Annotated in this window: 13 protein-coding genes and 1 riboswitch; of the genes, 7 read left to right on the top strand and 6 right to left on the bottom strand. The window is 41.4% G+C overall.

Annotated elements, in window-relative coordinates:
• Positions 1 to 485 precede the first annotated feature (485 nt).
• The 3 genes from RBH88_RS00950 to RBH88_RS00940 form a co-directional block, all read right to left on the bottom strand.
• Positions 486 to 1,013, bottom strand: coding sequence for a folate family ECF transporter S component (locus RBH88_RS00950; protein ID WP_213695787.1), 528 nt, complete (start codon positions 1,011 to 1,013; stop codon positions 486 to 488).
• 68 nt (positions 1,014 to 1,081) lie between these two features.
• Positions 1,082 to 1,179, bottom strand: a riboswitch (THF riboswitch).
• A gap of 34 nt (positions 1,180 to 1,213) precedes the next feature.
• The gene (locus RBH88_RS00945) at positions 1,214 to 1,918 is read right to left on the bottom strand and encodes an aspartate/glutamate racemase family protein (protein ID WP_213691330.1); all 705 of its coding nucleotides are present in this window, start codon (positions 1,916 to 1,918) and stop codon (positions 1,214 to 1,216) included.
• Positions 1,919 to 2,168: 250 nt separating this feature from the next.
• Complete coding sequence (locus RBH88_RS00940; RefSeq protein ID WP_213691329.1) at positions 2,169 to 3,308, bottom strand: metallophosphoesterase; 1,140 nt, start codon at positions 3,306 to 3,308, stop codon at positions 2,169 to 2,171.
• Between the two features lie 168 nt (positions 3,309 to 3,476).
• Here RBH88_RS00940 and RBH88_RS00935 point away from each other — a divergent pair, with 168 nt between their 5' ends.
• From RBH88_RS00935 to ortB, 7 genes are all read left to right on the top strand, one after another.
• Positions 3,477 to 4,271, top strand: a complete 795-nt coding sequence (locus tag RBH88_RS00935; RefSeq protein WP_213691328.1) for an IclR family transcriptional regulator — start codon at positions 3,477 to 3,479, stop codon at positions 4,269 to 4,271.
• A 19-nt stretch (positions 4,272 to 4,290) separates the two neighbouring features.
• The gene (locus tag RBH88_RS00930) at positions 4,291 to 4,893 is read left to right on the top strand and encodes a TRAP transporter small permease (protein WP_213691327.1); all 603 of its coding nucleotides are present in this window, start codon (positions 4,291 to 4,293) and stop codon (positions 4,891 to 4,893) included.
• On the top strand, positions 4,893 to 6,194 hold the full coding sequence (locus RBH88_RS00925) for a TRAP transporter large permease (protein ID WP_213691326.1): 1,302 nt from the start codon (positions 4,893 to 4,895) through the stop codon (positions 6,192 to 6,194). The genes RBH88_RS00930 and RBH88_RS00925 overlap by 1 nt, the downstream gene beginning before the upstream one ends.
• Positions 6,195 to 6,287: 93 nt before the next feature.
• Complete coding sequence (dctP, locus tag RBH88_RS00920; protein WP_213691325.1) at positions 6,288 to 7,325, top strand: TRAP transporter substrate-binding protein DctP; 1,038 nt, start codon at positions 6,288 to 6,290, stop codon at positions 7,323 to 7,325.
• An 88-nt stretch (positions 7,326 to 7,413) separates the two neighbouring features.
• On the top strand, positions 7,414 to 8,769 hold the full coding sequence (locus RBH88_RS00915) for an aspartate aminotransferase family protein (RefSeq protein WP_213695784.1): 1,356 nt from the start codon (positions 7,414 to 7,416) through the stop codon (positions 8,767 to 8,769).
• A 6-nt stretch (positions 8,770 to 8,775) separates the two neighbouring features.
• A complete protein-coding gene (ortA, locus tag RBH88_RS00910; RefSeq protein WP_307879784.1) occupies positions 8,776 to 9,093 on the top strand; it encodes a 2-amino-4-oxopentanoate thiolase subunit OrtA in 318 nt (105 codons plus the stop codon).
• A complete protein-coding gene (ortB, locus tag RBH88_RS00905) occupies positions 9,090 to 10,496 on the top strand; it encodes a 2-amino-4-oxopentanoate thiolase subunit OrtB (protein ID WP_307879783.1) in 1,407 nt (468 codons plus the stop codon). The genes ortA and ortB overlap by 4 nt, the downstream gene beginning before the upstream one ends.
• 107 nt (positions 10,497 to 10,603) lie before the next feature.
• Here ortB and RBH88_RS00900 read toward each other — a convergent pair whose 3' ends face one another.
• From RBH88_RS00900 to RBH88_RS00890, 3 genes are read right to left on the bottom strand one after another with little or no spacing between them, the layout of a single operon-like run.
• Positions 10,604 to 12,205: an amidohydrolase family protein gene (locus RBH88_RS00900; protein ID WP_307879782.1), complete on the bottom strand. Its 1,602-nt coding sequence runs from the start codon at positions 12,203 to 12,205 to the stop codon at positions 10,604 to 10,606.
• A gap of 20 nt (positions 12,206 to 12,225) precedes the next feature.
• Positions 12,226 to 13,728, bottom strand: coding sequence for a sodium/pantothenate symporter (gene panF / locus RBH88_RS00895; RefSeq protein ID WP_307879781.1), 1,503 nt, complete (start codon positions 13,726 to 13,728; stop codon positions 12,226 to 12,228).
• Positions 13,729 to 13,742: 14 nt separating this feature from the next.
• Positions 13,743 to 14,054 carry a YhdT family protein gene (locus RBH88_RS00890; protein WP_213691320.1) on the bottom strand — a complete coding sequence of 104 codons (312 nt, stop codon included), beginning with the start codon at positions 14,052 to 14,054 and terminating at the stop codon, positions 13,743 to 13,745.
• Between the last annotated feature and the right edge of the window lie 3 nt (positions 14,055 to 14,057).

Below are 14,057 nucleotides of genomic sequence, written 5' to 3'. Positions count from 1 at the left end.
ACAACGATACACACCCTCTCATAAAAACAGGGAGTATAAAGCTCTATGGAACAAGCTTCTGCACAAAATACGAAAGCTTCTATTAAATTGAATTACAATAAATGCAACTGTTGAAAAAGATAAATGCTAAATAAATTGATTAAGGGGGAAACTATCTAGTTATTGTTGATGTTGATGTTGATGTGCACGTGCATGAAGAAATACTTGATGAAGTGGTACCTGATGAAAGGGTAATACCTGAAAAGGATAAACGTTCGAGAAACTGTATTTCATTTCTTTGGAGGAACACATTGCAACCCGCTATATCATTGTGCCTCATTGGGAAGACCTCTCTTTCAGATGTGAATTTATTTTTATATATTTTAAGAGTTTAAATTTATTAATAAGAGGATTATAAAGTGGATCTCCGTTTTGTCAAATCATTGCAGAAAAAAGTGGTCAGTTTTTAATATCTAATCTTCTGACCACTTTGGTTTGTACACGCTTTAGAAGGCAAGAGTAAGACGTTTCGCGATCCCTCTAACGAACATGGCATAAAGAGGTACTTGAATTACTTGTGCCTGTATTTGAGCTGGAATCGTCGTCAGAAAGGGTATTCCGTAAAGCATGTGTAAAAAATATGGAACGAGAAGAACAGACGTTATAAACTGTCCAATTCCTATAGCAATTAGCAATTGCCAGAAATGATACTGCCCTCTACTTTTAAAAATCTTTAAAATAAGAGCTGGAATAATCCCCGTCAAAGCAGCTGTCAGAGTGAAATGAGGCATGTAGGCTCCCATGGGATTGATCCAGAATCCGACAAAATCTCCAACGGCACCTACTACCCCTCCCGATTTCGCACCAAAATAGTAACCTGCCAAAATAACAGGTACAGCGCCAAAACCTATACGAATTGTTTCGATGCCAGCAATTGGAATTCGTATGCTTGCCATTCGCGTCAATACAATATTCAAGGCGATAAGAAGGGAAAAACAGACAATTTCCTGCACAGAAAAACGACTCTTTTGCATAAAAAAACCTCCTACGATATGGGCAGTTCTGCCACATCATAGGAGATTTTATTTTCTGCTATCGACGTGACAGCGAACGCGGAGCTTCACCGCAAGTTCTTTTGAACTTTTCGTCTCAAGGCAACGTCCCATCCTTAAGCACTTCACGCAAAGCCCCTACTCTGCCTTATTTTCTTGTTCAGCATATTATAGCATCAGTTCTATTTATAAAGGCATCTCAAACACGCTTCAGTAAGCGCTCCCAAACTCGAAACCATACCTTCTTCTGGTAAATCGGAAGCATCGTAAGCCAAAGGCAACTCAGTACACGCTGCAACAATAGGAACCTCTCGCTCCTTCCACAGCTTCTCTACAACTCCTTGCAATAACGTACCGGCTTCTCTTAAACGATTCGCCTTTACCAAAACAATACTCTCCTGAACTTTTGCCTGATCTTCATCTGTTGGAAATAGAAACGGATAACCAACTTTCTCAGCATATCGCTCGTACATCCCACTCTGCTTTGTTCCACTAGTTGCCAAAAGCCAGGCTCCTTCAGGACTTTTTTCTGCTGCCAATCCAACAGTTGCCTCAATTATATGTATTAAGGGAACAGGTAACTCTTGACGAAATCTGTCAATAAAATAATGAGCCGTATTACATGGAACAGCTAATATATCAGATCCCCAATCAGCTAAGGTACGTAATCCTTCTTTCAATACTGGAGTAGGATCTTCCCCCTTCCCAAGAATGGCACTACTGCGATCAGGAATTTGAGGATTTGAAAGCACATATAATTTAGGGTGTTCCTGGTCGCATGCAGCTGGTGCTTTAACTGCAAGAAGCCTCAAGAATTCTGCTGTTGCCGCTGGCCCCATCCCGCCAAGGATTCCAAGAACTTTAGAAGGTTTCTTTGAAGAACTCATTTGGTCACGTCCTTATCTTTCAAGTTTGTAGCAACTTTGGATATTATACCTGCGAAAACCACGAACAAAACCCATAAATACGTAGTTTAGCTGAGAGAAACTACCGTAAAAGTAACGGATGTACTTTGGTGCTGTCAGTGTAATATATAGTCGCACAGTAACACAATAGTTTTAATCCTCCTGTTGTGTGTGCCCTATAAGTTAATAAATCTCCCTTTTTTGCAGAGGCCCACCCCCCAAGGGCCTCTGATTATTTTTTGTCTTTCTTTCGAAAAATATCAATAATGGCAACTTCAGACGATGTCAAAAAACGCATTGGAGGTCCCCATGTTCCTGAACCACTGGAAACCCAAAGGGAGCCCCCTCCAGGCAAAGAATGAAATCCCGCATGCATAGGATAAACTATTCTCGTAATGAGTGTGAAAGGCCATATTTGCCCTCCATGCACATGACCAGACAGCTGCATATCATAAAGATGCATCGTTTCTTGCATAATAACCGGTCGATGTTTTAAAAACAGACGAAAGCGATCGAAAGGAAGAGCAGAAAGAATATCCCTTTCAGAAAAAGGAAGAATCTCTTCAACCATTTTTATGTCAGGATCATCAATACCTGCTAAAATGACGGGCCCTACATCTACCGCTTGATTTCGAAGCATACGAAAACCACACGCCTCAATAAAAGATATTGCCTGGTCAAGCCCAGCGTAAACTTCGTGATTTCCTGTTACCGCATATTTCCCAAGAGGGGGTGTCAGACGACTAAAAAGTTCAACTTCTTTCTCTCGTCCATTCATTATGCCGTCTACAAAATCGCCTGTGCAAACCACAAGATCAGGATTGGCTTCCTCAATAACTTCAACAATTTTAAGCAACTGTTCTTCACGAACAAGAAGGCCAAGATGAATATCAGAAATGTGGACAATACGAAGAACCGGCCATTCAGAGGGCAATTTCCATGTTTCCATTTCCATATGCAGAGGATGAATAGTGAGGGCCTGTCTATACGCAAAAAGACTGCAAACAAAAGCTATCAATATCACCATGCAAGAAATGAATCTACCTGCAAAATCACTAAGATTTATTCCTAATATCCAAAAAATAAATCGCAGCACAGAAAAAAAGAGGAAAATACAGAAGGCAAAAAAGACAAATCCCATCCACACATAACTAATGAGAGCAAGCCAATGACGAATCTCACTGTATCCTTCTCCCTCCCATATTCTGAGAAATAAAGGAGACAAAACCATAAGCACTCCCCATAAGAAGCTTGCTGAAATTAAACCGAAACCACGAATACGAAAAGCACGAATGAGTGAAGAAAGGGTAACCCAGGTCATTCCTCCATAAATGCTTAAATAAAGAGCAACAACTAGCCACAGACGAATCATAGAACTCCTCCCCAAAGGAACTCAAAAAACATATGGGCCCTCGAGATTATGCAGAATTTTACAAATATTTATATTGACACAATTATCTGCATAATATAGTATCTCTACAATACAGAATTTTGTTTACTATGGCAAAATTCTTTTTTGCATATCAAAGGGGGTGAATCATTGACAAAGGAAAAAAGAAATCAATCTGTATTTTCTGTCATCAAAGCTTTTCAGATTTTAGAGCTACTAAATCAAAAGGGCTCTTTAACCATCTCTCAGATTCACTCCACTCTTCACTTCAATAAAAGCACTATATCCAGACTACTAAACACTCTTACTGAACTTGGCTATACACAAAAAATATCTCGTAATGCTGGCTATGTTAACACATTAAAACTTTTTGAAATGGGGAACAGAGAAGTCGAACGGTTAGGAGTGCGACGAATGGCACAACCATATTTGAAACATTTAGCCTGCGAAACAAAAGAAACCATAAACCTGGCTGTTTTATCTGGAATGCACTTAATATACATAGATAAAATTGAAAGCCCCGATGCCATCAGAGTAGGGTATGGTTCAAGCAAGAGAATACCTGCCTATTGCACGGGGCTAGGAAAAGCTATTCTGGCTTTTATGTCTAAAGAAAAACAAGAAAAACTGCTTGTAAACGCTGAATTCGTTCGTTTTACTCCCACGACAATCACTTCTCAAAAATTATTTAAAAAAGACCTCGACGAAACAAAGAAACGTGGTTACGCCTATGACAACTGCGAATATGAAGAGGGCTTAGCGTGTGTTGCTGCTCCAATAATAAATGCAGGAGGAGAAGTTATTGCCTCTATAAGTATTGCATATCCACGTGCTCGATATGTAAATAACCCTGAAGAAGAACAACGATTTGCCCATTTAATTTGTACTGCCGCCCGGTCCTTATCTCTCGACCTGAGCTATATGGGAGACAATCTTATTTTTTAAAAGGAGGCGTGGGAAAGAAATGAGAGGGGTATTTTATTTTATTTGGTTTATTTTGGGGAAAATACAACGTTACATTATGGTTTTAACATCTCTTGTTCTCGTCGGCCTCGTCATTACACAAGTTCTATTGCGTTATATTTTTAAACTGCCAATTATGGGAATTGAAGAGCTTGCCTGTTTGGTCGGCTTCTGGATGTATATGACTGGGGCCGCTAATGGTTCAAGAGAAAGAAGCCATATTCAAGCTGATTTGCTTCACGTTCTCATTAAAAATTCTCGCGCTTTTGCCTGGGCCAAAACTTTTACATCCACTCTCGTCACTATTCTCGCATTTATCATGACATCTTGGGCATGGAACTATGTTTCATGGTCTTTTAAAAGCTGGGAACGCTCTCCTGCCTTAATGATTCCCATGATTTTTGCACAAGCAAGTCTTTTGATCAGCGCATCGCTCATGAGTTTTTATTTTTTAATCATAACCATCGATTTCGCGCGCCGTGCATTAGGAAAGCCCCCGCTATGTCTCCCTAACGAAAATTATGACTGGCAGGCCTTTAAAAAAGAAATTGCTATGGAAAACAACCTTGACAGTAATTTCTGTGAAAAGGAGGAAACATACTAATGCACATCATAATAGACCTGCTTATTCTTATAGTAACGATCATTATTGGTATTCCTGTTCCCTTCTGTTTTATGGCTGCAGCTCTTTATATGGGGCTTGTCTTTTTCCCCGATTTCTCCTTTTTAATGACAGTGGGATTCAGAGGTCTTAATTCGCTAACGTTACTCTCCATTCCCTTTTTCATAATGGCCGGAGCCCTCATGGGATCTGCTGGAATAGCCGAAAGGTTAACTAACTTTGCCAATTCAATGCTTGGGCGTATCAGAGGTGGAATGGGAGCCGCTACAATCGTAGCTTGTGCAATATTTGGAGCCATTTCCGGAACAGCATCCTCCGCTGTCGCCTGTATTGGAACAATAATGATTCCGCGATTAGAAGAATTAGGCTATCCAAGACAATACAGCACAGCCATGGTCAGTTGTTCTGCCGTTCTTGGGCAACTTATACCACCGAGTGTCCCCATGATTCTTTATGGCTGGGTTACTCAACAATCAGTAGCTGCTTGCTTCTTATCAACAGTGGTTCCGGGTATCCTCACCATGACCCTTTTCTGTATTATCAACTATTTCATGTGTAAGAAATTTCCCAATCTGCAAGTTAAAGGTAAGGTTCCACGAAAAGAACGCAATCAGGAAATTTTCATAGCAACGAAACGTGGATTCTGGAGTTTACTCATGCCTTTCATTATATTGGGAGGTATATATGGCGGCATTACAACACCTACCGAATCTGCAGCAGTTGCCGTTCTTTATGCCATCATCGTTGGGTTCTTTATCCATAGGGAACTTAACAAAAACATCTTAAGTGATGCCCTCCATTCCTCTGCAACTACGAGCGGCGTTATTATTCTTATGCTCTTCTTCGTCACCATACTTGGACGCCTCTATACAATGCAACGTGTCCCCATGCTCATTGCAGACTTTCTTCTCGGTGTTTCTGATAATAAATACGTTATTTTGTTCATGGTCAATATTTTCCTCATCATCATAGGAATGCTTATGGACGATTTGAGCGGAACAATGCTCGTCGCTCCCCTTCTCATGCCTCTCATGCTGAAAATCGGGGTCCATCCTATACACTTTGCAGCAATACTGGGAACCAACCTCGGGCTGGGGAACGTTACGCCTCCAACAGCTCCCATCCTTTATCTTGGCGGTCGTATAGGAGGAGTCAACATCGATGAATATATTAAGCCAGCTCTCATTTTCATGATCTTCGGATCTGTACCCATCGTTCTCCTTACAACATATTTTCCCGAACTCTCTATGTTCCTGCCTAAATTAATTATGGGAATTAAATAAAGGAGGTGGTTGCTCTCTGTATAGGGCATAAAAAGATTCTAACGCGGCTCGTAACCAATAGGCAATTTCACAAGATGAAACGGAGGTGCGATTATGGCCCACAGGAAACGTTGGTGTCTTCTTTTCGTTTTACTATTTGTCGTTGCCACTATCTTTACAGTTTACACGCAACAAGCTGAAGCAGCCAAACCTAAATATCGTTGGCGCATGGCCCAGGTTCACCCAGTAGACAGTGATTTTGACATTCGCGCAAAAGAATTTGCAAGAAAGGTTTCAGAAAGGACAAATGGCCAGATTCAAATTGATGTTTTTTCTGGCGGCGTTCTCGGAGATTGGACAGAAACTTTTGAAATGCTCATGCGGGGAACAATAGAACTCAACATGGCCCAAGCCAATGCTAACTTCGATCCCAAACTCAATCTTGCATACTACTTCCCATACATCGTCAAAGACATTGAAGAAGCAAAGAAAGTATATGGACCAGATGGATGGGCTTTCGACATTATTAAAGACCTCTGGGCAGAACATAACATAAAAGCTCTAGCCGTCATGCCTATAGGGATGTCTGGTGTATCTCTGAAAACAAAACCTGCAAATTATGCAGATCCATCAGAAAGCAAAGGCATGAAAGTCAGAGTAATGCCAATAAAACCCTGCGAGGCAACATATGAAGCTTTAGGATATATTCCTACCCCCATACCCTATGCAGAAGCTTATAGTGCTATTCAGACAGGAATAGCAGATGGGCAGATGGGAGGACCTCCCTTCCAGGCCTGGCAGTTCAAAGACGTCAATAAAGTATGGATTCAGTACAACGATTACTTTGAATCGTGGTGGGTAGCCATCAATATGGATGTATGGAATAAATTAACTCCCGAAGAACAGGAAATTTTACAACAAGCGGCCAATGAAGAGTCTGTTATTCGTTGGGAAAACGTAGCTAAAGAAGACGAAGAATACCGTCAAAAGCTAAAAAACGAATACGGCTGGGAAATCGTTATGTTAACGCCGGAAGAATTAGATACATGTGCTACTGCGATAAGAGAAAAAGTTTGGCCTGAAATGGAAGAACTTGTAGGTAAAGAAATAATGGATCGTGTTTATGAGGGATCAGGAGTTTCTCGTAAGTAGAAATCCGTAACCCCATTTTAACAAGAGAGCTTTACAGTGAAATATAGACTGTAAAGCTCTCTAAAACATATATAAGGGGATGAATATTATGGCTTTGAATATACCCAAATGTTTAGAGCTCGTGAATATTGATAAGGGAATGACATCTCCTGCTGCAAAAGTTCCATACTACCCCCTTGTTGTTGATCGGGGGAAAGGTGCAACTGTTATAGATGTTGACGGGAATCACTATATAGACCTACTTTCCAGCGCAGGAGCCGTAAACACAGGACACTGCCACCCTAGAATTGTCGATGCCATAAAGAAACAAACTGAAAATCTTATACTTTATACCCCTGTCTATATGTATCATGAACCACTTATACAACTCTCGCAAAAGCTGTTTGACATAACACCTGGAGAATATAGGAAAAGGGTCTTTTATGGTCTTTGTGGTTCTGACGCCAATGACGGAACAATAAAAATGGCCAGAACAGCTACAAAAAGGAAAAAAATCATCTCTTTCTACCGCGCCTATCATGGAAGCACATATGGTGCTCTTTCTTTAAGTGCCGTCAGTCTGCCCATGCACCGAGGGCTCGGACCACTTCTTCCCGAAATTCACCACATCCCATATCCAGATGTATATCGTACTCCGTACAGTGGAATGGATGAAGATGATGTAACGAAGTATTGCGTAGAAAGAATAAACGAACTTTTTAAAACATGTGTACCAGCTGAAGAGGTCGCAGCCATATTCTTCGAGCCTATACAAGGGGACGCCGGTCTTATTGTTCCTCCTAAAAGCTATGTTAAAGCCCTAAGACAAATCTGTGATACCTACAACATTCTTTTCGTCTCGGAAGAAGTGCAACAAGGCTTCGGACGTACCGGGAAATGGTTTGGTATAGAAAACTTCGATGTAGTTCCTGATGTTGTTGTTATGGGTAAAGCTATTGCTTCGGGAATGCCTCTGGGGGCAGTGGTTGCAAAGGCAGAATTGATGGAACAATGGGAAGCTCCTGCACACCTTTTCACTGCAGCTGGAAATCCCGTATGTTGTGCTGCAGCATGTGCAACTGTCGACGTCATCAGAGATGAAAAGTTAAGAGAAAATGCAACAGCTATAGGAGCCTATGCTCTCGCAAGATTGAAGGAAATGCAGAATCGTTTCGAATTTATTGGAGATGTACGAGGGATCGGGCTTTCCATTGGAGTAGACCTCGTAAAAGACAGAGAGACAAAAGAAAGGAATACAGAAGCTGCCGCAAAAATATGTTACCAAGCATGGCAAAAGGGGCTTCTACTCTCTTTCTTTAGTGGTTCTGTGTTGAGAATACAACCTCCGCTCGTTATTTCGAAAGATCAAATGGAGAGTGCACTTTCAAAGATAGAAGAGGCTTTTGAAGATTATGAATCTGGAATTATACCTGATAGTGTATTGGAGACAGTGAAAGGTTGGTAAGAGGAAATGGATGAAAAAATTATAAAAAAAGGAAGCTGGGTTCAAATTCATTATATCGTTCTTCAACCATCTGAGCGGGCAGACAATGTACCCCAAGATACTAAACAAGTTCCTCTTGAACTCTGGGTCAAAGGTTATTTAGATAATGACGCTCCCATAGGGAGCAACGTCACAATAACAACAATGACAGATAGGAAAGTGCAAGGAACCCTCGTTTCTCAAAATCCTCCGTATACTCATACCTTCGGACGCCAGATTCCAGAACTTCTTTCTGTAGGAAAAGAATTACACGCCCTCATATCGAAGGCAGGTGAAAAGGCATGAACTCCGTATTCGACTCTGTTGCTGAGAGAAAGAACGAAATACTAAAAAAGGCTCTGGGAATTGATTACTCTGAATTTGAACTTCCCGGTGTCGCTTTCGACTATGAAGGCATGATGGGGAAAATAGGATATACACTCGATGAAATTCGATCTATTCAAGCCGAGACAAATATTGGTAATACTCCCATGCTGGAGCTACGCAACCTTACAGCAGCAGCCCGAGCTCTAGCTGGACCAGGCAAAGGAGCCCGCATTTTTGTAAAAGATGAAGCAACAAACCCTTCTGGCAGTTTCAAGGCACGACGTGCGGCCATGTCATGTCATTACGCTCAACAAAGAGGATATGCCGGTGTTATAGCAGCGTCAAGCGGAAACTACGGAGCAGCTGTTGCATCTCAAGCAAACATGAGGAATCTAAAAGCCATTATCGTACAGGAACTCTTCGACAGCCATCATGTCGGACAACCTGAAATTCTAGAAAAAGGCAGAATTTGCGAAGCCTTCGGAGCAGAAGTTGTTCAGTTGACAGTAGGACCTGAACTTTTCATAGAATTTTTACGCCTTCTTGATGAAACGAGTTATTGCAGCGCCTCGCTATATTCCCCCTTCGCTATAGCGGGTATAGAAACACTGGGACACGAAATAGCAGATCAGGTAAGAAGTATGTGTAATAGAGATCCCGACGCTGTCGTTATTACAAATGCCGGCGGAGGAAACCTGACGGGAACAGCCAGAGGCCTTGAAAAAGCTGGGTGTACAAACACGAAGGTCATAGCAGCCAGCGTAGACATTACAGGACTCCATATGGCAAGTGACAAGGCTTTTAACAGAAAATCGTTCACCACAGGACACACTGGTTTTGGCATGCCCTTCTCTACATGGCCAGATAGAACAGACGTTCCAAGAAACGCAGCACGGAGTCTTCGCTATACAGACAGATACGTTACAGTTACCCAAGGTGAAGTTTTTTATATGACAGAAGCTCTGGCCCAAATAGAAGGTCTGGAAAGAGGCCCTGCAGGCAACACCTCTCTTACAGCAGCATTTTCGCTTGCACAGGAAATGGATAGAGATCAGGTAATCGTCGTTCAAGAAACTGAATACACTGGTGCAGGAAAACACGTAACAGCCCAGCTCTCTTTTGCACGGGAAAAATTAGGTATCAATGTAAGAAGAGGGAATCCGAAAGAACAGATTCCAGGAGAAAATATTATCATTCCAGAAGGCCCCGAACTCGTAAAAGCTCAAAATGTTGATCTTGACGACCTCAAACGCTCGTACTGCAAAAACATTTTGAAGATGAATAATATGTCAAAAGAACAATTGACAGAGGAGGATATACAATTTATCGCCGAAGACACAAAATCAACAAAAGAACATATAAAAAAGCTATTTGTCCTTTAGCTTGTACAGATTCAATAATAGAAGGAGCAGGAAGCCACAAAATGGCATCCTGCCCCTTTAGTGTTGGAATGTATTGGAATATATATTTTCCCTAATCCTAACTATAACTATCTTTTGCGCAGCACCTTTCCATTCGTATGTCCGGTAAAATTGCCAAACTCCATTGTTTTTACTCCATTGACAATTACATATTCAATTCCCACCGGCTCTTCGAAAGGATGTTCAAAGGTTGCCTTATCATCAACAGTATCTGGATCAAAAATAACGATATCAGCATCCATTCCCTCTCTGAGAATGCCCTTAAATTGAAGCCCTAAACGGGATGCCGGAAAGGCTGTCATCTTCCATATTGCGTCTTCCAGAGAAATACAATGTTTGTCTCTTACGTATTTTCCCAAAACTCGAGGGTTAGTTCCAAAGGTTCTGGGATGGCTCTTTGCTCCTGGTGCCGGTGGAATAGAGTCTGAAATAACCATGACATTGTTGTTTTTCAGAACATATTCCACATCATCTTCACACATCATCGAATAACAAGCTGCATCGTCTCCCTTATTGGCAGCAATAATATCCATTGCTATGTCAAGAGGATCTACGCCTGTCATTTCTGCAATTTCTTTCAACGACTTGCCTTCATACTCTGGAGTCTGAGGAGAATATATAACTGTCACTCCGCTAGCTCCTCCAGAATTTTGGTAGTAATTATCCCAAGTGACATCTTCTTCTATCTCTTTAATAATTCGACTTCGAAGAGACTTATCTGCCAATCTTTCAATAACGTTCATAACTCCCCCTTCATGAACCCATGGAGGTAAAATTGCCCGTAGAGTTGTACTGGCAGATGTGTAGGGATATTGATCTACAGTCACATCAACACCACGTTTCCGCGCATCTTCAACTAAAGCAAGTGTCTTTTTCACAAGTCCCCAAGCACTTCTTCCCAATGCTTTATGATGAGAAATCTGGGCTGGAATCCGATTTTCTTCTGCAATACGAATAACTTCTTCAACTCCCTTTACAACATCTCGTCCTTCATTTCTCATATGTGATTGATACAAACCATTTTTCGAGGTCATAGCAGAACATAACTCAACAAGCTCCTCTGTTGAAGAATAGACTCCGGGAGGATAAACAAGTCCACTCGTTATACCGTAAGCCCCTTGCTCTATAGATTCAGAGACTAATTTTTTCATCTCTGCCATTTCATCGGAAGAAGGCTCTCTATTATCAAAACCAATAACAGCTATTCTGATAGTTCCCTGCCCTGCAAAAGCAACTATATTTGTTCCCAGATTCAGGTCTTCCAAAACATCCAGCCACTCACCGAAACTTCTCCAATTCCAGTCAGCGTGAGTTCCCGCCTTAATGAATCCAGAATAAATATCAAGTTTTTCAACTTGCTCTGAAGAAATGGGAGCTGGGCTTATTCCACATTGACCGATCCCTTGTGTCGTTACTCCCTGTTTCAATTTTGATTGCATTACCGGATCTCTCAACAAAAGGAAATCAGAGTGCGTATGAACATCAATAAATCCAGGGGCAACAATATGATCTTTAGCATCGATAACTTCAAACGCATCTGCTGCATACTCAGGAAGATCACTGCCTACATATCTGATTTTGGAATCTGTAATGCCAACCCCCCCTCGATACCATGGAGAACGAGTGCCGTCAACAATTCGTGCATTTTTTATGTAGATATCGAATCTCATAAATCGTTTCTCCTTTCAGACTACATTTTTATTTCTTTGGGATAAACTCGACCAAACCACTGCATAATAATTCCCTTAGGAGGTTTCGGCGTTATGAGGCTTACTCCCACAGTAAGAACAAGCGAAACGATAAGAGATATAACGATTGCATGCATTCCAAAAGTAATAGGAAGATATTTCCCGGCAGCTAAAATATATGTAAGCAACCCACCAAGCATACCTGCAGCTCCTCCATATTCATTGGTTCTCATCCAATACAAACCTAAAAGAAGGGGCCAGAAAAAGGCAGAGGCAAGACCTCCCATAGAGAAAGCAATCATCCACTCTAATGCATGAGGAGGCTTTATAGCAGCTATGAAAATGAGAATGCAGGTTATTACAGTCGTAAGCACTGTCACTTTTTTCAACTTTTCATGCGAGACATTGGGGTTTATATAAGCCTGATATGCGTCTCTCACAATGCTTGAACTAATAACGATAATCATTGCTCCCACTGTTGACTGAATAGCACCAGCAACTCCGGCAAGAGCAATACCAGCGAGCCAAGGGGGCAACACTGTCATGGCAAGAATAGGTACAGCATGATCTACCACTTTAAGGTCAGGATAAATTGCGCGAACCATGTTCCCCATCCAAATAAGCATTACTGTCCAGAGAACAACGAAAATGACACCTAAAATAATAGCTTTGTGCATAGCCTTTGTATCTTTATAAAGAAGGGTATTCATAGCCGCATGAGGCATTCCTATTGAGACGAGACCAAAAATAATCCACATTGAAGACTGGATTTTAATATTCCATGTCCATGGAGATATAAGCTTGGGATCTAGCTCTCCTATGCTCCGAATAGCTGGCTCAAGAGGACCTATGTGAGCGAGGGCCCCAAAGAATAAAGCAAATACAGCTGCCGTCATAACAATTCCCTGAAGAACAACAGCCGTCGTTACGCCCTTAATTCCACCAAATGCAGCTACAACAAGAACAACAACTGAAAACAAGACAAGTCCCAGCAGATATGACAGCCCCGTCATCGATTCAAAAAGTCGGGCCCCTCCCACAAATTGAGCCACAACATAGCTTCCCAAGAAAAGGACGATAGCAATAACGCCGCCAATTCCTACCATTTTGTTATGGTTATAACGATACAAAAATAAATCCAGATAAGATTGCGCATTGATTCTACGAGCAACAATTCCTACCTTTTTCCCTATCTCTCCCAAAACGCAAAAGTTCATAAAATTTTGAGAAAGAGCCGCAAGAACCCAAGTCAGGCCGGCACTATAAGCAAGCCCCGGACCGCCAAGAAAAGTACCGGCACTACATAACCCTGCGGCTATCATGAGAGCAATGACCAAAGCTCCCATTCCCCGGCCTCCCGTATAAAATTCTTCAACATACTTATCCACAGATGTTTTATCCATTGCTCGCTTGGAATAAAGGCCAATTGCAAGCATAGCAGCAGAATACAAAACAAAAGCAGCTATAATCGCAAATCTAGCTTCGTTATTTACTGTGAATTCCATTGCAATGCTCCTCCTTATTTATTAAGAGATCCTTCGTCTGTTAAATCCATATCTTGAAAAACAAATTTTGTAATGAATATAACCAGAGCTGTAAAAAGCAAACTTATCAGAATAGCCATAAACCACCAGAGAGGTAGACCTGCAACATATGTATAATCTTGCACATCTCCACGTCCTAACAAATACGAAACTCCAATGGAAATTACTGCGAAAAGAATCCAAACAAGAAAAGTAATTTTCATTTCTTTGGCGCAACGAATGAAACGAGGGTCAACTTCAATGTCATCGAAACTGTAATTCCGGTCATAGAATTCTTCTTTGTTCATTAT

The sequence above is a fragment of the Aminobacterium sp. MB27-C1 genome (assembly GCF_030908405.1).
Classification (GTDB): Bacteria; Synergistota; Synergistia; order Synergistales; family Aminobacteriaceae; genus Aminobacterium.
This window is presented reverse-complemented; position numbering and strand designations above follow the sequence as displayed.